Below are 26,016 nucleotides of genomic sequence, written 5' to 3'. Positions count from 1 at the left end.
CGCGTAGTCGTCGGCGAGTTCGGTCAGCGAGTCGAAGCTGGGCCCGCCGCTCAGGGACGGTAGCTGAAGACCGTAGACGGGTTGATCCAGCTCGAGATGCTTGACGAATTCTGCGTAACCCCAGGACAATCCGATACCCGGATGGACGAAGAACAGTGGTGCACGATCGGATCCGGCGCGCAGCGTGATCATCGGGGCGAGAAGATCCGACGAATCGTCCGGCGAGTGTGCGTCCATTCCGTCGGCAGCCCGGGCGACTCCGGCAGGTGTCGGATCCAGGAAAAGCGATTGCAACGGCACTCGCATCCCGAGACGCTTCTCGAGTTCGATGGTGATGCGAGTGGCCACGATCGACGTTCCGCCCAGTTCGAAGAAGTCGTCGTCGACGCCGATGTGCTCGTGCCCGAGCACGGTCTCGAAGATGTCGACGACCGTTCGTTCGGTGTTGTTTGTCGGCGGTGCGTACGGGACCGTGCGTCGCTCGAAGCTCGGGGTCGGCAGTGCCTTGCGGTCCAGCTTGCCGACCGGTGTCACCGGAATGCGGTCGACGACGACGATCGCGCCGGGAACCATGTGCGCGGGCAGGCGAGAAGACAGATGGCGGCGAAGCTCCCAGTCGTCGACGGTCTGTCCTTCCACGGGCTGGATGTAGGAGGCGATCATCGTCTCCCCCGACGGCGCTTCGTGCCCGAGTGTGGCGGCGAAGTAGACGGATGGGTGTGCCATCAGGACAGAGTCGATTTCGCCGAGCTCGATGCGGAATCCGCGGACTTTGATCTGGAAGTCGCTGCGGCCCAGGTATTCGAGGGTGCTGTCGGAGCGCCAGCGCACCAGGTCGCCCGTGCGGTACATCCGCTGGCCTGGTTCGCCGAACGGATCGGCGACAAATCGGTCGGCGGTGAGGTCGGGACGATTGTGGTATCCCCGGGCGAGTCCGGGGCCGGTCACGTACAGCTCCCCGATGACTCCCACCGGCACGGGCTTGAGGTGCCCGTCGAGGACCAGTCCGGCAAAGCCGATGGCCGGTCGTCCGATGTTGATGTCCTTGCCCGGCCGCATGGGTTCACTGACGCTGGCCTGGATGGTGGATTCGGTGGGTCCGTATCCGTTGAACATGCGACGGTCGCGGCCCCAGATGTCCACGAGTTCGGGTGGGCAGGCCTCGCCACCGACTGCGAGTACGCGGAGTTCGGGTAGCGCGGAGCTTTCGATCGAGCTGAGCGCGGTCGGAGTGATGAACGCGTGTGAGACGTGTTCGTCGGCAAAGATTTCGGCCAACTCGGATCCGCCGAAGACCGTCGGTGGGATGACGACCAGGCACGCTCCGCTGCCGAACGCCATCATGAGTTCGAAGACCGAGGCGTCGAAGCTCGGTGATGCCAGGTGAGAGATCCGCGAATAGGGCTGGACGTTGAATCTCTGATGTTCCTCGGCGTTGAGGTTTGACAACCCGAGGTGGGTGACGATGACGCCCTTCGGCTTCCCGGTTGAACCCGAGGTGTAGATCAGGTACGCGGGATGCCCGTGATGCAAGGGGATCGTGCGGTCGCGATCGGTGATCGCGGCTGCGCTCTGGGCGTCGATCTCGTCGACGGTCTCGGCTTCATCGAGGACCATCCACTCGACCGTGTCGGGAAGTTGACTGCGGTGAGCGTCGTCGGTGATGCCGAGTACGGCCCGCGAATCGTCGAGCATGTGGTTGATGCGATCGTCGGGATAGTTCGGGTCGACCGGCAAGAATGCTGCACCGGTTTTCGTGACCGCCCAGATCGCGACGATCTCCGCGGTGGACCGCGGCAGACCCAGCGCCACAAAATCTTCGGGACCGACGCCACGCCGACACAGCGCGCGCGCCAGCTTCGTCGATTCCTCGTCGAGCTCGCGGTAGGTCATCGACCTCTCGCGACTCGAGAGGGCTGGGGCATCCGGGTTCGAGGAGACTGCTTCGGCGAGGATCTCCGGCCACACCCGCGCTCGAGTCGCGGCGGCACCGGATGCCGGCACCAGGGCAGCTGTTTCATCGGCGCCGAGGATGCCGATGTCGGCGATACGTGTTGCGGGTTCGCGTCCGACAGCGTCCAGGATCAGGCGCAGTCGGTCGGCAAACCGCCGAATGGTGGCGGGTTCGAAGAGATCGGTTGCGAAGTCGAAGGCTGCGGACATCCCAGCCGGGATGCCGAACTCGTCGAACTTCTCGTCGACGATCAGCTCCAGGTCCTCCTTCGCGAATTTGGTTTCCACGGTCAGTCCGTCGATGTCGAGGCCGGGTAGGTGGAAATGTGCGGGTTCGTTGTTCTGAAGTTCGAGGGCGACCTGGAACAACGGTGAGTACGACGTGGATCTGGTTGGGTTGATGACGTCGACGAGCCGTTCGAATGGCAGGTCCGAGTTCTGGAATGCGGCCAGGTCGATTTCCCGGACGTGCTCCAGCAGGTCGGCAAACGTGATGTCGGGATCGACGCTGGTTCGCAGGACCAGTGTGTTGACGAACATTCCGACGAGATGGTCGAGCGCTGCCTGACCTCGGCCGGCGATCGGTGTGCCGATGGTGACTTCGTCGGCGCCCGACAACTTGGACATCAGCACTGCGAGCGCGCCGTGCAGCGCCATGAACATCGTGACACCGTTTGCCCTGGTGAGATCCGCGAGGGCGCGGTGGGTGTTCGCGTCGATGTCGAAGGTGAATCGGTCACCGTGGAAGGTTTGTTGCACGGGTCGCGGGTGGTCGGCGGGCAGTGCGATGACGTCGTCGAGTCCGGCGAGTTGCTCACTCCAGTAGTGCAATTGGCGACTGATGACGGATTCCGGGTCGTCTTCCGATCCGAGGACGCGATGCTGCCACAACGTGAAGTCTGCGTACTGCACCTCGAGCGGCGCCCACGTGGGCTCGGTCCCTGCCGTACGCGCCAGGTAGGCCGTCATCACGTCGCGTGCGAGCGGCGCCATCGACGAACCGTCGGCGCAGATGTGATGGACCACGACAAACAGAATGTGAACGGGTTCAGCGGTGTCGAGTCGGAACAGTGCCACGCGCAGCGGCAGGTCCACTGACACGTCGAAGCCGGTCGTGGCGAGTCGTTGCATGCGCTCCGCGAGTTCGTCCTCCCCCAACGTCATTTCACGGACCGGCGGTACTGCCTCGTCGACGGTGAGCACTTGCTGAATCGGATCGCCGCCGACGGCGGGGAACACCGTCCGCAGTGTTTCGTGCCGCTCGACGACGTCGGCGATGGCCTGTTGCATGGCCGTGACGGCGAGGTCACCGGTAAGGCGAACAGCTAGTGGGATGTTGTACGCGGCTGAGCGTGTGTCGAATTGGTTCAGGAACCACATGCGCTTCTGCGCCAACGAGAGCGGGACGCTGCCACTGCGCTCCATGGGAGTGAGCGGCACAGCGCCGACGGCAGTGACAGCGCTGGAGAGCCGTTCGGCGAGCTGAGCCGTCGTCGGTGCCTCGAACAGCACGCGCACCCCGACGTCGATGTTCAGTGCGGAGTTGAGCCGCGAGACCACGCGAGTGGCGATCAGCGAGTTGCCGCCGAGCTCGAAGAAATTGTCGTCGACGCCTACCCGCTCGACGCCGAGTACGTCGATGAACGCATCGGCGATCCTACGTTCGAGGCTGGTGCCGGGCGCCCGGAATTCCACACCGGTTCCGGTGAACTCCGGCGTCGGCAACGCTTTTCGATCGAGCTTGCCGACCGCGGTGCGCGGTAGCTCGTCGACGATCATGATGCTGGCCGGAACCATATGCGAGGGAACACGTCCGGCGAGGTGCGCGGTGATCTCTGCCCCGGTCAGCGTCGATCCTTCCTCGACGGTGAGGTAGGACGCGAGAACTGTGGCGCCGGCCGGTCCGTCGACGCCGAGTGTCACGCAGTTCGTGACACTCGCCATTGCGGTGATCTGGGCGTCGACCTCGCCGAGCTCGATGCGGAATCCGCGAATCTTGACCTGGAAGTCGCTACGCCCGACGTATTCGATGGTGTGATCGCTTCGCCAGGAGACGATGTCGCCCGTGCGGTACATCCGGTCGCCTGGCTTGCCGAAGGGGTCGGCGACAAATCGCTCGCTGGTCAGGCCGGGACGCCGGTGGTATCCGCGAGCCAGGCCGACGCCGGCGATGTACAGCTCACCGGGAGCTCCGACGGGTACAGGTTGCAGGCGCGAATCGAGGATCATCTCGTGCACGCCGCGGATCGGTCCACCGATCGTGATGGGTGCGCCCACTGTCATGGGTTCGCTGATGTCTGCCATGACGGTTGTCTCGGTCGGGCCGTAGGCGTTGACGAATTCTCGTCCGGGAGCCCAGAGGCCGACGAGATGCGGCGGTAGTGTCTCTCCCCCGACGACGACGTGCCGGAACTCGTCCAGGCCGGCCGGGTCGACGGTGGCGAGTGCTGCCGTGGTGACGAACGCGTGAGTGACGTGTTCGCGGCGGATGAGACTTGCCAGTTCGGCGCCGCCGTAGATGTCGGTCGGGACGATCACCATGGTTGCTCCGACACCGAATGCCTGCAGGTACTCGAAGACGGCTCCGTCGAAGCTGGGGGTGGCGAAGTGCAGGGTTCGAGAGTGGTGATCGGCGTGGAATCGACGTTGCTGGTCGAGTGCGAAGCTGTCGAGTCCGGTGTGGGTGACGACAACTCCCTTGGGTCGGCCGGTGGATCCCGAGGTGTAGACCACGTAGGCGGCGTTGTCCATGACCACCGGTGCACGCCGTTCGTCCTGGGTGATCGGCAGCGTGCAACTGGTGGCGACGTCGTCGTCGAATGCCTCTTCTCCGAGCACCAACCAGGACACGATGGGTGGAAGTGTGTCGATGGCGTCGACGACGGTCAACCCGAACAACACCTCGGAGTCGCTGAGCATGTGTTCGATTCGGTCAGCCGGATAGGTGGGGTCGACGGGGACGAACGCTGCGCCGGTCTTGGCCACCGCCCACACCGCGAGTACGGATTCGACGGACCTTTCGATGCCGATGGCAACCGACGTCTCGGGCCCGGCGCCGCGGCGAATCATGGCTCTGGCCAACTGGTTCGAGCGCCGGTCCAGTTCGGCGTAGGTCATGGAACGGCTGCCGGCCGAGAGCGCGATGCGGTCGGGATTGGTGGCAGAGACGTCGGCGAGAATCTCTGGGAGCGTTCGCGCGGAGCGCCCCGGGGAGCCGAAGACCGGCGCAAGATCACGGCTCTCGAACTCCGTGAGAACCTGCAGACGGGCCAGCGGCTGATCCGGTGCCGAGGCGAGTTGCCCGAGGACGATGCCCACGCGCTCGGTGATCTTGGCGACTTCGCGGGCGGAGAAGTGTGTCGGCAAGTACTCCATCTTCAGATTCAGCGTGTCACTTTCGGACGCCACCACGGCAATCGGATAGTGCGCCGAGTCGCGTCCGTCGATGCCGAGAACGTGCATTCCCGCGATGTCGGTTTCGGCGGTCAGGGCTGTCTCGTCGACGGGATACGACTCGAATACCGTCAGGGTGTCGAAGGAACCGGCGGCGCCGACTGCTCCGGCGATGTCCGACAGTCCGATGTGGTGGTGGTCGAGCAATGACGCTTGCTCGGATTGGACGCGAATGGCCAGTTCGGCGAGGGTTTCTCGGGCGTCGAGGCGGACTCGGACAGGCACCGTGTTGATGAACAGGCCGACTATCGATTCCACGCCGGGCACCTGTGGTGGGCGTCCTGAGACCGTTCCGCCGAAGACGACGTCGTCGCGTCCGACAAGTTCGGCGAGCACGATTCCCCATGCCACCTGTACCAGGGTCGCCATGGTCAGGCCGCGGCTTCGCGCGAACGCTCGAAGAGTCTCGGTTCGTTCTGTCGGCAGCGAGTACGAGTGGATTTCACTTGCCACGGTTTCGGCGGCGGTGTCTGCCCTCGAGAGGTGGGTGGACGTGTCGACGCCCCGTAGCGCTTCTTGCCACGCCCGTAGCGAAGTCTCGGGTTCTTGCTTCGAGATCCAGGAGAGATAGTCGCGATACGACTGAACTCGGGGCAGAATCTCGGGGTCACCGTCGGTTGCGTAGAGAGTGAGCAGGTCTCGAAGCAACAGCGGGGTGGACCAGCCGTCGAGCAGGATGTGGTGGTTCGTCACGACGAGGCGTGCTGTGTCCGGTCCGATTCGCACGAGCATGAAGCGGATCAACGGGGCTGTTTCCATGTCGAAACGATGAGCGCGATCGCGTTCGAGCAGCTGACCGAACGCGACTTCACTGTCTTCGGCCCCGGACAGGTCGATCTCGGCCCAGCCGATGTCGACACCGGAACGGATCACCTGCAGTGCCCGCCCTCCCGGTGCGGAGACAAATCCCGCGCGCAGGCTCGGATGACGATCAACCAAGGCCTGCGCGGCGCGGCGCAGGCGCGGCGCCTCCACCCGACCCCCGAGCTCGAGGGTCAGTTGCACCATGTACGGGTCGATTTCGGTTTCGTCGAACTGGGCGTGGAAGAGCATCCCCGACTGCAGAGGTGACAGTGACCAGATGTCGGTCAGGTCGGGGAATCTGCGCTCGAGCTGTTCGATGCTCTGTTGATCCGCGGTGACGAGATCGAGATCGGTGGGCGTGAGCTCGCGCTCGGAGTGTTCCTCCACGTATTCACTCAGTGCGCCCAGTGCTCGGGCCCAGAGCTCCGCCAGTTCGGTGACTTCGGCCTCGCTGAGAATGCCGCGGGGGAAGGACCACGTAGCGCGCAGAATCGGACCGTGTGCGGTATCGGTCGTGACGGCATTGATGTCGAGCACCGACGCGGCGGCCAATTCGCCGCTGTGCGCTTCGTCGAGGGTCACTTCCGAGATCGGCAGCCATGGCACTTCGCCGTGCTCGGGATCCGAGCCGGCAAATCGTCCGAGGTAATTGAACGAGATCTGCGGCGTGGGCAGCTCACGAAGTTCCTCGTTTCGATCGAGGTACTTCAGGATGCCGAACCCGATTCCGTTGTCGGGCAGGCCGAGCAGCGTTTCCTTGACGAGTTTCACGGCGGAGGCGGCGGTTGATCCCCCGGCCAGTGCATCGACGACATCGAGTCCGGTGAGATCGATCCGGACGGGGAACAAGGTGGTGAACCAACCGACCGTGCGCGAGAGGTCGGCGCCCGGTACGGCGTTCTCCTCGCGGCCGTGCCCTTCGAGGTTGACGAGCACTTCCCCGCTGCGCTGTCCGCGCGATCGACGCCAGGCGGTGACGGCAATCGCGAGAGCTGCAAGCAGCCCGTCGTTCACCGAGCCTCCGAAATGCTGAGGCACCGTCGAGATGACGTTCTCGGTCACCGAAGTCGGAACGTCGACGCTGACTCGGTCGACGGTGGCTCCGACATCGACGGCTGGGTCGAGCCCGCGTGCCCCGAGCAATGGCTCGTCGGTCCGCATTCTCGACCACAGGTCGATCTCGTCGCGTCGCTGCGCAGCGGTCTCGGCGAGCGCTGTCGCCCAGCGACGTATCGACGTTCCACCCGGCGGAAGTATCGGTGTTTCTCCGTCGAACGCCGAGGCATAAGCAGTGACCAGGCCCGGGACGAGCATGCGCCAGGACACACCGTCGACCGCGAGGTGATGAAGGACCAGGAGCAACCGTCCGGCTTCGGCCCGGTTGCCGTTCGAGCTGACGGGATCCAACCAGACTGCGCTGATCATCTTCCCGTGTTCGGGATCGAGGCGGCTGGATGCGTCCTGCATCGCGGTTTCCGCAGTGGCGACGAATTCTTCGCCGCTGGTGGACACGATGGAGGTTCGGCGCAGTATGTCGGGGGCGGTGATGCTCCCTGGCTCGCGGATCTCGAGTTGGTGAGTCGCGGCGTCCAGGCGCGCCCGCAGCACGTCGTGACGATCGAGGATCGTTTGCAATGCTCGTTCCAGCGCGGGGCCGGAGACATCCGCGGGCAGTGCGATCAGCGCACTCTGGCTGTAACTGCGGATCGTGCTCAGGTCACCGCGACTGCGTTCGACGAGCCACTCCATGATCGGCGTGAGCGGTAGCGGGCCGGCTCCCCCGCCGGGTAGCTCCGTGAGAACCGGTGCCGTTTCCGATGATTCGATGAGGAGCACTTTGGTGAGGCCGGCCACGGTCTTCGCTTCGAAGACGTCCCGCGGAGTGAAGACGAGGCCTGCGGACTTCGCCCGTGAGACGAGTTGGATCGACATGATCGAATCGCCGCCGAGACCGAAGAAGGAATCGTCCACTCCGATACTGCCCCGACCCAGCACCTCCGCGAAGAGGTCCGCGAGGACCGCTTCGGTAGCGGTGGCCGGCGCCCGCGTCGCCTCGGTTGGTCCCGTGACGGTGAAGTCCGGAGCCGGGAGGCTTCGTCGGTCGAGCTTTCCGTTGACCGTCAGTGGAAGCGATTCGAGGACGACGATCGCGGTGGGCACCATGTACTCCGCGAGTTCGGCGGCGACGAAGTCGGTCACCGTCGCTGAATCGACGGTACTGCCTGTTTCGGCGACCACGTACCCGACGATCCGCGGTGACGCTCCCTCCGTTCGAACAAGTGCTACCGAGGCCGCGACGCCGGGGCAGCGGAGCATTGTGGCTTCGATCTCTCCGAGTTCGATGCGGAAACCACGCACCTTCACCTGGAAATCACTGCGGCCCACGTACTCCAACTGCCCCGCGTCGTTCCACCTCGCCAGGTCCCCGCTCCGATACATTCGATCCCCCGAACTACCGAATGGATCGGGAAGGAACCGCACCGAAGTCAATGCGGGTTTCCCGAGGTATCCCCGAGTCACCTGATCACCGGCCACGTACATTTCGCCGACGACACCTGGTGGTACCAAGTTCAGTCGCCGATCGAGTACGTAGACGGACAATCCCGGTACTGCTCGCCCGATGATGCTCGCCGACGCGTGCTCGCTGTCGTTGCGGTCGAGTGCGATTCGACTGACGTGCACTGTCGTCTCGGTGATCCCGTACATGTTGACCAACGTCGGAGCCGTGTCGGGCCGCCTGTCGTACCACTTGCGCAACTGCCCGAGATCGAGCGCTTCGCCACCGAAGACGACGTAGCGCAGTGCAAGGTCGGGATCCGTGCCGTTCGGTGAGTACGCACGGTCGGCTTCGGCGAGTTGGTAGAAGGCGGTGGGTGTTTGGTTCAGCACCGTCACTCGCTCCCTGCGGAGCAGTTCGTGGAACATGTCCGGCGATCTGGTCGTGTAGTAGTCGACGACGACCAGTCGGCCCCCGTGTAGCAGCGGCCCCCACAACTCCCAGACGGAGAAGTCGAATGCGTACGAGTGGAACATGGTCCACACGTCCGTGTCGTCGAACCCGAACGTCGGGGCGGTGTTGTCCATCAGAGTCAGCACGTTGCGGTGGCTGACCTGGACACCTTTGGGGCGCCCTGTGGATCCGGAGGTGTAGATGATGTACGCGACCGCGTCGGGCAGAAGTGGTGTCGTCCGGTCCGCGTCGGTGATGCGATGGGGCGCGGAGTGATCGAGGCGTACCGCGATCTCCGGCGATCCGAGTTCGACGACGTCTATGCCGGATTCGATGATCTCCGAAGGTAGGTCGCTTCGGAAGTCTCCGGTCGTGACCAGGCATACCGGCTGCGCGTCGTCGAAGAGGAACCGCATGCGCTCGGCCGGGTAGGTGATGTCGACCGGCAGGTATGCCGCTCCGGTTTTGATGACGGCGACGAGGGCGAGCACGAGATCGGTGGTTCTGGGCATTGCAACGGCAACCACGGATTCCGGACCGATACCGCGGCCGATCAGGAGCCGCGCCAGGCGGTTAGCGCGCCCGTCCAGTTCGGCGTACGTCATGGCGCCGTCGCTGTCGTTGACCGCGGTCGACGACGGATGTGCTGCAACAGCCTCGAAGAATCGGTCCGCGATGTTGTCCGCTGGGGCCGGTTCGGCGTGAGTGTTCCACTCGGTCAGCATCTGTCGACGCTCGTCGGCGCCCACGACGTCGATGTCACCGGTAGGAGTCGACGGCTCTCGCGAGACCGCCTCGAGGATGGTGAGCAGTCTGCGTGAGAACGAATCGATCAAGTCACCGTCGAACAGGTCTGTGGCGTAGATGAATTCGGCGTCGATTCCATCCGTTCCGCCATCCGCGTCGTAACGCTCGGTGACCGAGAGTTGCAGATCGAACTTGGCGACGGGTAGGTCGAACTCGACTCCCGAGACCGACAGCCCCGGCAATTCGAGTTGTGGGAGTGCATTGTTGCGGAACTCGATGAGGATCTGGAACAACGGAGTGTGCGAAGTCGAGCGTTCCGGGTCGAGTGCGTCGACCAACCTTTCGAAGGGCAAGTCGGTGTGCTGGAACGCGCCGAGGTCGCCTTCGCGAACCTGGGCGAGGACGTCCTCGAACGACGCGTCGGGCGTGATCTGTGTTCGCAGCACAAGAGTGTTGACGAACATACCGACCAGGTGATCGAGTTCGGCCTCGCCGCGGCCGGCGACGGGTGTCCCGATGGCGATGTCCTCGGTACCGGCCAGGCGCGCCGCAAGTACCGCCAGTGCTGCGTGCATGAGCATGAACATGGTGGTGCCGTGCTCACGTGCCAGGTCGGTCAGCGCCCGATGGGTCTGCGGCGATACCGCGAACCGGTGGACCGAGCCGACCATGGACGGCTTTGCCGGACGTGGGAAAGACGTCGGCAACGCGATCGGTTCACCGAGTCCCGCGAGTCGGTCCTTCCAGTAATCGAGCTGACGGGTCAGAGCCGAGTCCGGATCTTCCTCGGAGCCGAGCACTTCGTGCTGCCACACAGCGAAGTCGCCGTACTGAACGGCCAGTTCCGACCAGTTCGGCGCACTGCCGGCACTGCGGGCCGCATAGGCGGTTGCCACGTCCGCTGCGAGGGGGTTCATCGAGAACCCGTCGGCGACGATGTGGTGGACGACGATCACAAGTACGTGCCTGCGCTCGTCCCCGTCGACGCGCAGGACCACGCAGCGGATCGGAACTTCGGCCGAGGCGTCGAAGCCTGCGGAGGCCAGCTCGAGGATTCGATCGGACACTCTGGCAGCAGTGACGATTTCCGGCTCCAGGATCGGCATGACCTCGTCGCTGGACATCACCTGCTGAACCGGCTGTCCGTCGATCGAGGGGAACTTCGTCCGCAAGCTCTCGTGGCGCCCCAGTACGTCCGCTACCGCGGCCTGCAATGCGGCGAAGTCCAGATCGCCGTCGAGGCGCACTGCCAGGGGAACGTTGTAGGCGGGGGACGTCACGTCGAACTGGTTGAGGAACCACATCCGCTTCTGTGCCAGTGACACGGGCAGTGGGTCCGGGCGGGATCGCCGAGTCAACGGTGGTCTGGGGTTCTCTCCGCGGCCGACGCTCTCCGCCAGACGCGAGAGCTGCCGAACTGTCGGAGACTCGAACAGTCCTCGAACGCCGATGTCGGTGCCGAGAAGTGCGTTGACGCGGGCGATGACGCGGGTCGCGGTCAGTGAGTTTCCGCCGACGTCGAAGAAGTGAGTGTCGATACCGATCGGAGACACTCCGAGCACGTCCTCGAAAACGCCCACCACCAGCCGTTCCAACTCGGTGGCCGGTGCAGTGAGTGTTTCGGCATCGGTGTCGAAACGAGGCCCCGGAAGAGCAGCCCGATCGACCTTGCCGACGCCGGTCAGCGGTAGTTCGTCGAGCACGACGACGCTTGCGGGCACCATGTGTGCCGGCAGTAGCTCCCGTGCCGCCGCCCGGATGTCCTCGGCGCTCACCCGGCGTTCGTCGTCGCAGACGACATATGCCGCCAAGGCCTGCTCGTCGGAGGGTCCGCGCACCGCCAACGTGACCGCGTACTCCACGCCGGGCAGCTGACCCAACGCCGTGTCGACCTCGCCGAGTTCGATACGGAAGCCGCGGATCTTGACCTGGAAGTCGCTGCGTCCGAGGTACTCGATGGTGCGGTCGCTGCGCCAGCGCACCACGTCGCCCGTGCGGTACATCCGCTCCCCCGGCTCGCCGTACGGGTTGGCGACAAATCGTTCGCTCGTCAGTGGTGAGCGCCCGTGATAGCCGCGCGCGAGTCCGACTCCGGCGACATACAGTTCGCCGGGAACTCCGACGGACACCGGTTGAAGTCTGCGATCGAGGACAACCTCGCTGAATCCGCGGTTCGGCGGTCCGAGATAGACCTTCTCGCCGGCCGGGATGGGGTCGCTGAGGTTGCAGGAGATGGTGGTTTCGGTGGGTCCGTAGACGTTGACGAACGATCTTCCCGGCGCCCAGGTGCGCACCAGGTCCGCCGAGGGCGCCTCGCCGCCCACCGTGATGGTGGTCAGTTCGTCGATTCCCTCGGGATCCACCGACGTCAGCGCTGCAGGCGTGATGAACGCGTGGGTGACATGTCCCTCGCGGAGAACGTCGGCCAGTTCGGTTCCCCCGTAGACGGTGGTGGGAGCTACGACCAGTTCGCCGCCGACGGCGAAGGCGAGCAGGTACTCGAGAACGGAGGCGTCGAAGCTCGGAGAGGCGAAATGCAGTGCGCGCGAATTCTCGGTGAGACCGTAGCGATGACGCTGTTCGTCGGCGAAGTTCTCGAGACCGGTGTGCGTGACGACGACGCCCTTGGGTCGGCCGGTCGAGCCCGAGGTGTAGATGAGGTAGGCAGTGTTCTCCAACCGCGGGGTTCCTCGACGCTCGTCCTCGCGTAGCGGCGCCGTGGACACTCCGGAGAGCCGAGCGATGCTCGTCGGGTCGTCGAGTTCGAGCCACTTCGTCACACCGCCGTCGCCGGGTCTGTGGGCAGCTGTGGTCAATCCGAGCGAGGATGCCGAGTCCTCGAGCATGAACGAGATCCGGTCACTCGGGTAGCGAGGATCGATCGGCACGAAGGCGGCGCCGGTCTTGGTGATCGCCCAGACCGCTGCGACGGATTCGAAGGAGCGTTCCACACAGATCGCCACCCGTGAGTCCGGCCCGGCGCCTTCAGCGATCAGCACGCGCGCCCACTGATTCGACGCCTCGTCCAGCTCTCGATAGGTCATCTTTCTCTCACCACAGGACAGCGCGACCCGTTCGGGGAATCTGCTCGCGGTGTCCGAAAAGACGCGATCGAGTGTCCTGACCGAGCGGCCCTGCCTGCCGCGCGCGGGAACCAATTGCTGCACTTGCGAATCCGGCATCAAACGCAGTTTCGCCAGCGGCAGATCCGGTTGTGCGGTGATCAGCTCGAGGGTGCGGAGCAACCGGTCGGCGATCGCGTCGATGTCGTGATCGCCCAGGACTCCCGGGAAATACTCGAATTTGAGCCGCAGTCGCCCGTCTGCCGCAGAGGCAACGATCGCGAGTGGATAGTGCGCGGCATCCTCGGCGTCGTGGACGTCGAGAACGTGCATTCCGGCGATGTCGGTGCCGGAGGAGAGTCCACCGCGGTCGACGGGATACGACTCGAAGACAGTAAGGGTGTCGAACGATGCAGCGGCGCCCACTGCCGAAGTGATGTGCGAAAGCCCCACGTGATGGTGATCGGACAACCGCGCCTGTTCCGCCTGGACGCGAATGCACAGCGCTGCCAGGGACTCTCGCGGATCGAGGCGCACTCGAACGGGGACGGTGTTGATGAACAAACCCACCATCGACTCGACGCCGGACACCTGGGGTGGTCGGCCGGAGACGGTTCCACCGAAGACGACGTCGTCGCGGCCGAGGAGTTCGGCGAGCACGATTCCCCAGGCCACCTGGATCAAGGAGGCTGTCGTCAGGCCACGGGAGCGGACGAATCCACGCAGAAGTTCCGTCTCACGTTCTCCGAGGGCTGTGGTGGTCGAGCGTGAAGTCGCGCCGTCCTCGTCGACAGCGTGGGTTCCGGTCAGCAGCGTCGGGTCGTCGAGTCCGCGGAGTGCTTCGCCCCAGGCTTCGATCGACACGCTGTCGTCGCGAGTGCTGATCCAGCTCAGATAGTCCCGGTAGGGGTGTACGCGTGGGATGGCACTGTGATCACTGTCGGTGGCGTAGAGCGTCAGTAGGTCACGGACCAGCAGCGGCATCGACCATCCGTCGAGGAGGATGTGGTGGTTGGTCAGGATCAACCGATACGCGTCGTCTCCGGTTCGCAGAAGCAGGAACCGCAGCAGGGGCGGCGTGGCCATGTCGAAGCCTCGCACCCGATCCGCATGGAGGAGCTCGCGTATCTCGGTTGCCTGTTCGGTGGGGGCCAACGGAGAGATGTCGATCTCGGTCCACGGCACGTCCACGTCTGCGTTGATCACCTGCACCGATCGTCCACCGGTGTCGGTCGTGAACGCCGCGCGTAGGTTCTCGTGTCTGTCGAGCAGTGCCTGTGCGGCGCGGTGCAACCGGGACGCGTCGACGCCGTCGAGTTCGAGTGCGAGTTGGACGGTGTACGCGTCGACTGTGTGTTCGGCGTAGCGGGCGTGGAAGAGCAGTCCGGATTGCAGTGGTGAGAGGGACCAGATGTCGGTCAGTGTCGGGAACTCGTGCTCGAGGTGGTCGATGGACTCCTGGTCGAGGTCGATCAGGTCGATGTCGGACGGGGTGAGTCCCCCGCGTTCGCTGTGTTCGGCGTAGGTGGCCAGCGCGCGCAACGCCTGCACCCAGAGGTCGGCGATGGCGCGAGCATCGCGCTCTGCCAGCACGCCGGTGGGATAGGCGATAGTGGCACCGATGTGCGGTGCGCCCGAGATCTCGGTGGTGACGACGTTGACGTCCAGGACCGAACCCACGGGCATGGCGGACCGAGCTGCCTCTTCCAGATCGACGTCCCGCGCCAGTGCCCAGTCCCCCAGTGACTCTCCTGCTTCGGTTCCGGAAAAGCGACCGAGATAGTTGAACGAGATCTGCGGTTGGCGGAGGTCTTCGAGTTCCCCTCGACCCACCTCGTCGAGGTAACGCAGAACTCCGTAGCCGATGCCGCTGTCCGGAACACCCAAGAGTTCTTCCTTGACACGCTTGAGCACCACCGCTGCCTCTGGGGCGCTGCTCATCACTTCCGAGATGTCGATGCCGGCGAGGTCGATCCGCATCGGGAAGACGCTGGTGAACCAGCCGACCGTGTGCAGGACGTCCGCACCGGGCACCACGTGAGCTTCGCGTCCGTGGCCCTCCATCGAGATGAGTACGTTGTCGGTTCGTATGCCCTGTGCCTGCCTCCACTGCGTCAGTGCCAGTGCGAGAGCAGCAACGAGACCGTCGTTGACTGATCCACCGAAAAGCGCCGGAAGCGTGGTCAGGACTGTGTCGGACAGTTCGACGGGTACGTCGGCGACAACTCGGCCGACCGAATCGAACGTGTCGAGCCGCGGGTCCAGCGGCCGGGTTCCGATCAGCGGGTCGGCACCTTCGAGTATCGAACGCCACCGGGGCAATTCGACTCTTCGATCGGGCGCGATGTCGCGGAGCGCATGCGACCAACGACGAACCGACGTGCCCGAGTACGACGGCTCCGGTTCCTCGCCTGCATCGATGCGGTGGAAAGCCGACGCAAGTTCCGGCACGAGGACGCGCCAGGAGACACCGTCGACGGCGAGGTGGTGGATCACCAGGAGCAGCCGGCCGGTGTTGCGCACGCCGGACAACCAGACGACCCGCACCATCACGCCCCGGCCGGGGTCGAGTTCTCGACGCGCACCGCCCAGTGCGTCGACGATCGCCGCGTCGAACACCGCGGTGCCCGGCTCGGCCTCTACCTCGATCACCCGGCAAATATTCTCGGCTGCAACAGATCCCGGCTCGCCGACAACAAGCCTGCGCTCGCCGTCGAGCTCGAGGCGTGCGCGAAGGATGTCGTGACGATCGAGAACAACTTGAAGAGCCGCGGTCAACTGCTCCACACTGTGAAGCCCGTGCGGCGCGTTGAGAAGAGTCGCTTGGGAGAACGAATCGAGACCTCGGAGATCGGAGCCGAGCCGGTCGAGCCACCACTGAGCCACCGGCATCAACGGCACGTGGCCCACGCCGTCTCCGGGAAGTTCCTCGAGCACCTCGGGTTCGTCGTCCTTGGTCGATGCCAGCAAAACCGCAAGACCGGCGACCGATTTCACCTCGAAGACGTCACGCGGGGTGAAGACGAGCCCGGCATCGCGGGCACGGGCGACGAGCTGAATCGACATGATCGAATCGCCGCCCATCGAGAAGAACGAGTCGTCGACGCCCACCGATTCGACACCGAGGACATCGACGAACAAGGCGGCCAGCGTGCGTTCGGTATCGGATTCGGCGGCCCGCGAGCGTGCCTGGGTTGCTCGCAAGTCGGGAACCGGCAGGGCTCGGCGGTCGAGCTTTCCGTTGGCAGTCATCGGCAGTTCGTCGAGAACGACCACGACCGCAGGAACCATGTACGGGGCCAGAGCCGAGCCCGCGAACGCGATGACGGCCTCGGGATCCACAGTCTGAGCGTCGTTGGCAGGCACGACGTATCCGACGATCCGTGCGGCGCCTCCGTCACGTTCGAGCGTGGTCACCACGGAATGTGCAACGCCGGGATAGCGAGCCAGAACTGCCTCGATCTCGCCGAGTTCGATGCGGAATCCGCGAATCTTGACCTGGAAATCGCCTCGACCCTGGTACTCGAGTTCGCCGTTCTTGTTCCACCTGGCGAGGTCGCCGGTTCGGTACATCCGTGTGCCCGCACTACCCGCGGGATTGGGCACGAATCGTTCGGCGGTCGTGCCGGCGCGGTTTCGGTAACCGCGGGCGAGTCCGTCGCCGCTGACGTACAGCTCTCCCGTCACTCCGACCGGGACGCGGTGCAGGCGATTGTCGAGGACCCACGCGGTGATGCCTGTCGACGGGCGACCGATCGTCACTCGATCGGTCGGGGACATCGGCTCGGTGATGCTGGCGACGACCGTCGATTCGGTTGGTCCGTAGGCATTGATCATGATCCGGTGATCGCTGACCCAGGCGGCGACGAGGTCCGGTGGGCAGACGTCGCCGCCGGTTCCGATGCACACCAGCTCGTTCAGTCCGCTCGGATCGACCGTGGCCAGAGCGGCTGGTGTGATGAAGGCGTGCGTGACGTGCTGGTCGGCGATCAGACTCGTCAGTTCGGTTCCGCCGATGATGCTCGGTGGGGCGATGACCATCGTGGCCCCGGCACCAACAGCCATCAGGAGTTCGAGAATCGAGGCGTCGAAGCTCGGTGAGCTGAAATGCAGCGTGCGCGAGGTCGACTCGACGCGGAAGCGACTGCGTTCCTGCTCGGCAAGTGCCGAAAGCCCACGGTGAGTGACCATGACGCCTTTGGGGACGCCGGTGGAACCGGAGGTGTAGATGACATAGGCCGGGTTGTCCAGGGACACCGCAGCCAGCAGCTCCGAGGCATCTATCCGCTGATCACCGATCTGTTCGAGGGTTGCGAGTGTCTTTGCCTGATCGAGCAGAACGGCGTCTGCCTCGTCGGGGACGACACCCACATGCTCGGCGGTGGTGAGAACGACGCCCGCTCCCGAGTCGTTGATCATGTGGTGCACGCGGTCGACGGGATACGCCGGGTCGACGGGTACGAATGCAGCGCCGGACCGGGCAACCGCCCAGATCGCGACCACGGATTCCAGTGAGCGTGGTAATGCCAGGGCGACAACGGATTCCGGACCGACCCCGCGGCTGATCAACAGTCGTGCAAGCCGGTTGGCGCGGCGGTCCAGATCGGAGTAGGTCAGATGGCGGTCGCCGAAAATCAGTGCAGTCCTCTGCGGTTCGTCGACGTACTTGCGCTCGAGCAACGTCGAGAAGTGAACCTGCTCGGGAAGTTCCGGTGCGACGGCGCGAATCGTGTCGAGATCACTCACGAGATCGATGTCGCCGACCGGCGTGTGCGGTGATTCGGTGACAGCACCGAGAATCCGAACCAGGTATCGAGCGAAACCTTCGACGGTCGACTCGTCGAACAGGGCGCTGGCGTAGGTGAACCCGGCCTCGATTCCGGCCGGCCGGCCGTCGTCGTCGAAGGTCTCGGCAAGCGTGAGTTGCAGATCGAAATTCGAGACGGCGGATTCGAGTTCGAGGACCTCGACGTCCAAATCCGTCAGACGAACTGCTGGCCGAGTGGTGTTCTTGAACTCCAGCATCACCTGGAACAACGGTGAATGCGACGTCGACCGCTCCGGAGCCAGCGCATCGACGACGCGCTCGAAGGGGACGTCTGCGTGAGCGAAGGCGTCGAGGTCGGTGCTGCGAACTCTGGCCAACAGATCGGTGAACGAGGCGGCGGGGTCGACGTCGGCGCGCAGGACCAACGTGCCGACGAACATACCGACCATCGGATCCAGCAGGGCATTTCCGCGCCCGGCGATCGGTGAGCCGATCGTGATGTCTTCCATGCCGGACAATCTCGCCACGAGCACTGCGTATGCGGCGTGTACCGCCATGAACATACTGCTTCGGTGTTCGATCGCGGTTTCGCTCAGACGACGGTGGATGCCGGCATCGATGTCGAATCGAACGACGCCGCCCGAGAGATCCTGCACACGCGGACGCGGTCGATCTGCGGGGAGCGCAAGAAGTTCGGGAACACTCGCCAGTTGACGTGTCCAGTACTCGAGCTGACCGGCAAGAGTGCTGTCCGCTTCGTCGATCCGACCGAGAGCCCTTTCCTGCCAGATGGCGAAGTCCGCGTACTGGACCGGAAGAGGAGACCAGTCTGGCGCCTCACCTCGATGCCTTGCCGAGTACGCGCTCATCACGTCGAACGCCAACGGTGCCATCGAGAATCCGTCGGCGCAGATGTGATGGACGACCACGGTCAGGACGTGATCTTCTTCGTCGACCTCGATCAGTTCCGCCCTGATCGGTGGAGTCTGCGTGACGTCGAAGCCCCTCGAGGTGAGACGTTCGATCTCCCCGAGTACCGCTTCGGCGTTCGCGGCGACAACCGGCAGCGCGCCCAACGCTTCACCGGGTTCGACGATCACCTGCGCCGGCACTCCCTCGGTCATGGGAAACAGCGTGCGCAGCGATTCGTGGCGAGTAAGCACGTCGGTGATCGCGCCCTCCAACACGGCAACGTCCAACCGGCCTCTCAGCCTGATCGCTATGGCGACGTTGTACGCCGCGGACGTGACGTCGAATTGATTGACGAACCACATGCGCTTTTGTGCCAGCGACAGCGGGATCGTCTGTGGCCGCGGCAATGCCTCGAGCGGAAGGACTGCCGGTCCCCCTCGTGCCGTGGCGCACTCGACCGCCAACTGCGCAACGGTCGGCGCGTCGAACAACTCTCTGATCGACAAGTTCAACGACAGCGAATCGTTCACGCGCGCCACAGCGCGTGCAGCGACGAGGCTGTTTCCGCCGATCTCGAAGAAGTTGTCGTGAACACCGACTGCCCCGGATTCGAGAAGCTCCTCGAAGATCGCCGCCAACTGCGCTTCGAGCGGTGTTCGCGGCGCCAGATACGTCTGCGAACTGTCGAAGCTGGGCGCGGGCAGAGCCTTCCGATCAAGCTTGCCGGTCGAACCGAGAGGGAACACGTCGAGGGCGATGACCACCGCGGGAACCATGTAGGCCGGAAGGAGACCTCTCAACTCGGTGCGTAGACCGTCCGTGTCGATCGAAGTGCCGGTCTCGGCGATGACGTAGCCGACCAAACTGTCACCGACCACGTCGTCGTGATGGACGAGAGCAGCAGCTTGCGTGACACCGGGCAGCCTGAGCAACGCTGCTTCGACCTCGGCGAGTTCGATGCGCTGCCCGCGGATCTTGACCTGGAAATCGCGTCGACCGACATAGTCGAGCAGCCCGTCGGCGCGCCACCGGACGACATCACCGGTTCGGTACATCCGGGTGCCAGACGGGCCGTACGGGTCGGCCACGAACCTGTCGGCGGTGAGATCGCTGCGCCCGAGGTATCCACGCGCCAGTTGCACTCCCGCCAGATACAGCTCGCCGTGAACGCCGACCGGAACCGGATGCAGCCGCCCGTCGAGGACATAGAGCTGGGTGTTCCACACGGGCGCACCGATGGGAACGGTGACGGTCATGTCGGGGGTGAATTCGGCGGCGCTGACGTCGACGGCAGCCTCCGTGGGTCCGTACAGGTTGAACAGTCCCGCAGAACTCAGACGGGTGAACGCCTCCGCAGTGGTAGGCGCGAGGGCTTCACCGCTGCAGAACACCTGACGCAGGCTCGCACACTGCCCGGCAGTCGCGGCAGCGACGAATTCCGCGAGCATCGACGGAACGAAGTGCGCCGTCGTGACGCCTCTGTCGGCAATCAACACCGACAGGTACCCGGGATCACGGTGCCCGTCCGGTTCCGCGATCACCAACTGCGCGCCGGTCTGCAGGGGCCAGAACAGTTCCCACACCGAGACGTCGAAGGTCACCGGAGTCTTGTGCAGCACCACGTCCGACGCGTGAAGGGGGTACGTGTCCTGCATCCACAGCAGGCGATTGACGATCGAACGGTGTGATACTGCAACACCTTTCGGTCGACCCGTCGATCCGGACGTGAAGATCACGTAAGCAGCATTGTCCGGGCGGAGGGGTCCGAGCCGATCAGCGTCGGTGATCGGCGCCGTCGTGGACACCTGACGATCGAGATCGACGTCCACGATCGGGACTCGCGCGGGAAGAGCGCCGTGGTCCTGGGGCCGGCTCAGCACGCAGATCGGTTCCGCGATGTCGAAGACGTACGCGATGCGCTCGGCGGGATGATCGGGATCCACCGGGACGTATGCCGCACCGGCACGGATCACGGCGTGGACCGCGACGAGTAGTTCCGGTGACCGTCGAATCGACACCGCGACGCGCATGTCCGGGCCGACCCCGCGGGCGATGAGGGTTCTGGCAAGTTCACCGACCCTCGCGTCGAACTCCGCATAGGTCAGTGTCCGCTCGCCGAAGACCAGCGCGGCCCCCTCGGGTGTCCGGGCTGCCTGCTCCGCCACCAGGTCCGAGAGGGTGGTGATCGGTACGGCGTGTTCGGTGGCATTCCAACGCTCGAGGACCAGTTCCGCCTCGCCCGGAGCTGTGAGATCGACGTCGCCGACGACGGATTCCGGGTAGGCAGCTACCGCGTCGAGGAGCATCGTGAAGCGATCAGCGAGGCCGGACATGGTGTCCGAGTCGAAAAGCTGGCTGGCGTAGTTCAACTGGCCGTCGAGATGGTCGCCGCGGTCGGTGAGAATGACCTGAAGATCGAACTTTGCCGCGCCCGTCGACAGTTCGTCGACCGTGACCTCGAGCTCGGGCAAAGTGACCTCGGTAGGAGCGGCGCCCTGCATCACCAGCATCACCTGGAACAGCGGCGCCTGGTTGTCTGCGAGGGATTCGACGAGTACGTCGTACGGCACTTCGGTGTGCTGCAAGGCCGCCACGTCGACGTCGCGGACGCGGGTGAGAACTTCACCGAAGGTGAGTCCCCCCTCGAGAACCGTCCTCAGCACCACCGTGTTGACGAACATTCCGACGACGTCGTCGAGAGCGCGCTCGCTCCGCCCGGCCACCGGAGTGCCGATCGTGATGTCGTTCGCTCCGGATTCTCGGCTGAGCAGGACGGCCAGCGCGGCGTGGATCACCATGAACACGCTGACATCGCTGCGCGCCGCGATCTCGCCGACCCGGCGGTACGTCGCGGAGTCGATCCGGAAATCGAGATCGTCACCGCGCAGCGAGACACCCGCAGGCCGCGGATGATCCATCGGCAGTTCCGCGAGCTCACCGCGTTCGGTGAGCGTGTGCGACCAGAACCGCAACTGCTCGGCAAGAATCGAATCCGGGTCGGACGCTTCACCGAGCGCTCCGCGTTGCCACTCGCTGAAATCGCCGTACTGCACTTCGAGTGGCAGCCACGCCGGCACGCGTCCGCTCGCCCGCGAGGCGTACGCCACCATCACGTCACGAGCCAGCGGCGCCATCGACAGGCCGTCTGCTGCAATGTGGTGCACGACGAGGACCAAGGTGTGCTCGCGTTCGTTCACCTCGAGCAGAGTCGCGCGGATCGGCACCGATTCGCTGACGTCGAATCCCTCTCGCGCGAGCTCACTCGCCCGCGCCGAGGTCACTGCGGCAGGCACCGTTTCCACCTCGAGATGATCGAACATCTCGTCCACACCGAGAACGTGCTGGACGGGGCCACGCGCACTCTCGGGGAAAACGGTCCGCAAGATCTCGTGTCGAACGATCACGTCCCGCAGCGCGGTGAACAGTGCATCGACGTCGAGATCGCCGGTCATCGAAACCGCGATCGGAATGTTGTACGCCGGCGAACTCGGATCGAGTTGATTGGTCAGCCACATTCGTTGCTGCGCCAGAGATACCGGTATCCGGTCAGGGCGATCGATACGCGTCAGTGCCGGGGCACGTGTGTTCCGCGAGTCCGCGAGGTCGGCACGTGCTGCCAGAGCGGAGACGGTCGGCGCCTCGAAGAGGTCGAGAACGCTCAGCGTCGTTCCGAGAGCTCCGTTGACTCGCGACACGACGCGGGTCGCGATCAACGAGTCACCGCCGAGGTCGAAGAAACTGTCGTCTGCTCCCGCCCGGGTGATACCGAGCAGATCGCAGAACACCGCCGAAATTCGCTTCTCGGTCGAGGTCTCGGGGGCACGGTATTCAGCCGACCCGCCCACAGAATCGATGTCCGGTAACGCTTTCCTGTCGATCTTTCCTGCCGGAGTCAACGGAATGGAGTCGAGGACGACGATCCGCGCCGGAACCATGTGGGCTGCCAACGAAGATCTCGCGTGGGCGACCAGCTCGGAGTTGTCGATGTGTGTGCCCGCAGCCGCCGTGACGTACGCCGCCAACAGTGTTTCCCCACTCGGGCCCGCAACTCCGGCGGTGACTGCCTGTGCGACGCTCGGGTGGCGGCGCAGCACGTCGTCGATCTCGCCGAGCTCGACGCGGAAACCGCGGATCTTGATCTGGAAGTCGCTCCGGCCGAGGTACTCCAGCTCACCCTCGCCGTTCCACCGCGCGAGGTCACCCGTGCGGTACATGCGCTCTCCCGCAACACCGTTGGGGTCGGCCACAAATCGTTCGGCCGTAATCGTGGCACGCGCGTGGTACCCGCGCGCCAAACCGACACCGCTCACATAGAGCTCGCCGGCGACACCGATCGGCACCGGTTGAAGCCGCGAGTCCAGGAGGACGGTTGCGGCTCCGCGCATCGGCTTCCCGATGGTGACGGGAACATCGCTGCTCAGCGGTCCGGTCAGAGTGGCGACGACGGTGGTTTCGGTCGGTCCGTACGCGTTGAACATCGAGCGTCCGTGTGACCACTGATCCACCAGCGCGGGTGAGCATGCGTCGCCGCCGGTCACGACCACTCGTAGATCCGGTAGGCCGGCGGGATCGACTGTTGCCAGCGCGGCCGGGGTGACGAAAGCGTGGGTGACCCGTCCGATACGCATCACCTGTGCCAGTTCGTCGCCGCCGTACACGGTGGGCGGCGCGATCACCATCGTTGCCGCGCCCCCGAAGGCAAGGAGGAGTTCGAGGACCGAAGCGTCGAAGCTCGGCGAAGAGAAATGCAGGGTGCGGTCTCCAGGTTCGACTCCGAACCTGACTCGTTCTTCGTCGGCGAAGCTGCTCAGCCCGCGGTGACTGACCACGACGCCTTTGGGGACACCGGTGGAGCCGGACGTGTAGATGAGGTATGCCGGGTCGTCGTAGCTCAGGCGCGTACGCCGCTCGGCGTCGTCGACCGGTGCATCGGAATGGTGCGAGGTGTCCAGTTCGTCGAGGAGCAGCCAATCCACCGAATCGGCGAGCCCGCCGTGGTGCTCCCCCACACTGATTCCGACTACAGCTCCCGAATCGGTGAGCATGTGCCGAATACGATCCTCGGGGTAGTGCGGATCGATCGGGAGGAAGGCACCGCCGGTCTTGGCCACCGCCCACGTCGCGGTCACCGATTCGAGAGACCTCGACAGCGCAAGGGCGACATAGGTGCCGGGGCCGACTCCCCTGTTGATCAGTTCACGGGCGAGTGTGTTCGACTCGGCGTCGAGATCCCGGTAGCTCACCTCACGATCACCGAAAACGAGCGCTGGAGCATCGGGGTTCACAGCCGAGGCCCGGCGGAGAATATCGGGGAGGGTCAACGGGGAGGACGCGGTCGCTCCCCGCGCCGGTACCAGGGACTCACGCTCGAAGTCGTCGAGGAGATCGAGGTCTCCGACCGGCGTTCGCGGGGCTGCTGCTGCGCCTGCAAGGATCCGCACCAGTCGCGAGAGGAAGGCTCGGACCGTGGATTCGGCGTAGTGCTGCGTGGAGTACGCAACCTCGAGGGCGCCGGTATCTGCGTGGACGTCGATCGCCACGTCGAGGCCGGCAATCGTGGTCTCCTGCGAGCCGTCGTTGAGGTGGACGTGCAACTCGGGCAGTGCGGGGACACCTGCCGCCGATCGAATCGACAACGTATCGCGTTCTCGAGCAAGAGAACTCACGAACTCGTCGAACGGCGCCGCCGGATCGACCTCGCAACGCAGGGGCAAAGTTCCCCACTCGGTCCTCGTTCCGATCAGCACGTCCCGGCGCTCGGTCGATCTCGACAGCAACGCAGCAAATGCGGCATGGACAACGGCAAAGAGGGAGACGCCTTCCGTGCGCGCAAGTTCGGCGACCGCGGGATCGAGTGGGACGCTCAGCCGATTCGTACCGGTGGGCTCCGATTCGGCGTCGATTCGCTCGAGGCCCAGTGTCTCGAGGTCCATTGTGGAGCCCTCGTCGGAGTCCCCCAGGTATCTCGCCCAGAACCGCTCGAGTTCCCTGCGCTGTGCACTGCGCGCCCCTGCCTCGGCACTTGCCGGATGAATCCGGTTCATCGGCGTACCGGCCGGTGCTGCTGTCAGTTCTGCGACCAACTCGGTGAACGCCCGGTGGTGCTCGGCCAGTTCGTCGTGTCCGTAGCGATTGGGGTTTCCGCGAAAGTCGATCAACGTCTGCGCCGGATCGCCGCTCTGGTACACGTTGACCAGCAGATCCTCGACCGGACCCGACGTGACGATGTGATACTCACCGGTCAGTGGCCCGAGGGTTATCTCCTGCCGGAAGAGCATCACATTCATCATCGGGCCGGACAGACGCGCGTCGCCGACGGTCAGACCGGCATCACGCCGGATGTCCTCGAGGCTGCATCGCTGATGACGAAGCGCACCGAGAAGTTCGAGTTGCACGCGCCCGACCAGATCGTCGACACTTTCGTCCGGGTTTACGTGGATGTGTAGCGGCGCGACGTTGACCAGCATTCCGCCGGACCGCTGCAGCGGTGCCGTCGTCCTCGCGGAAACCGGCAGGTTGATCAGCACGTCGTCGTAGCCGGTACTGCGGGACAGGTAGCACGCCAGTGCCGAAATCAACACTGCGGCCGGAGTTGCACCGGAACGTGAATTCCACTCGTCCAAGGCAGCAAGGCTGTTCGCCGACATCGCGGCACTGACGAGTTCACTGCGTGCAGTCGGGGGTCCCTCACGGGTGGCCAACGTCGAACCGTGTTCGACGCCCGACACACGCTGGGCCCAGTACTCGCGGTCGGCTTCGAATCGGCTCGATTCGCGGTACTTCTGGTCGAGCTCGGACAGCGTCGTGACGTCGAGCGCCTTGTTCACCGCAGGCTCTCGACCTTCGACGGCTGCGGTGTAGATCGCCGCAATCCGATTGACGATCGTCATACCGCTGTATCCGTCGAGAGCGACGTGATGAATCCTGGTGTACCACAGGTAATCCCGATCACCAGTTTGAAGAATTGTCATCTCGACGAGACGATCGCGAGTCAGATCGAGCGTCGTCGCGTAATCGTTGTCCATCCACTCCGAGGCAGCCTGCCGAGGGTTCTCACGCTCGCGGAAGTCGAAGTAGTCGATGCCCGGGTCGATCGTGAAGTCCACGATCTGGCAGGGCTCCCCATCCGGGTACATCAACCGTAGAAACGGTGATTCGAACTCGTGGGCAGCCTCCACCGCGGCGCGACTGAGCAGTTGCATGTCCAAATCGCCGTGGAACTCGATGTACTGCGCGATGAAGTACGGGACCGTCGGGTGAAGTTGCTGCGCAAACCACATGCTGCGCTGCACCGCTGACAGGGGGAACGCTCCTGCCGGCAGGCTTCGCGATCCGGTGAGCGGGTCGATCCTCTTGTCGGTATCCAT

General features: G+C 64.6%; 1 protein-coding gene. It reads right to left on the bottom strand.

What is annotated here, in order from left to right; all coding sequences use genetic code 11:
• Positions 1 to 26,016, bottom strand: a 26,016-nt coding sequence (locus tag ACYP01_RS21980; protein ID WP_459682435.1) for a non-ribosomal peptide synthase/polyketide synthase, incomplete at its 3' end; no start/stop codon positions are given.

The organism is Rhodococcus sp. no. 34 (genome assembly GCF_054589475.1).
This window is presented reverse-complemented; position numbering and strand designations above follow the sequence as displayed.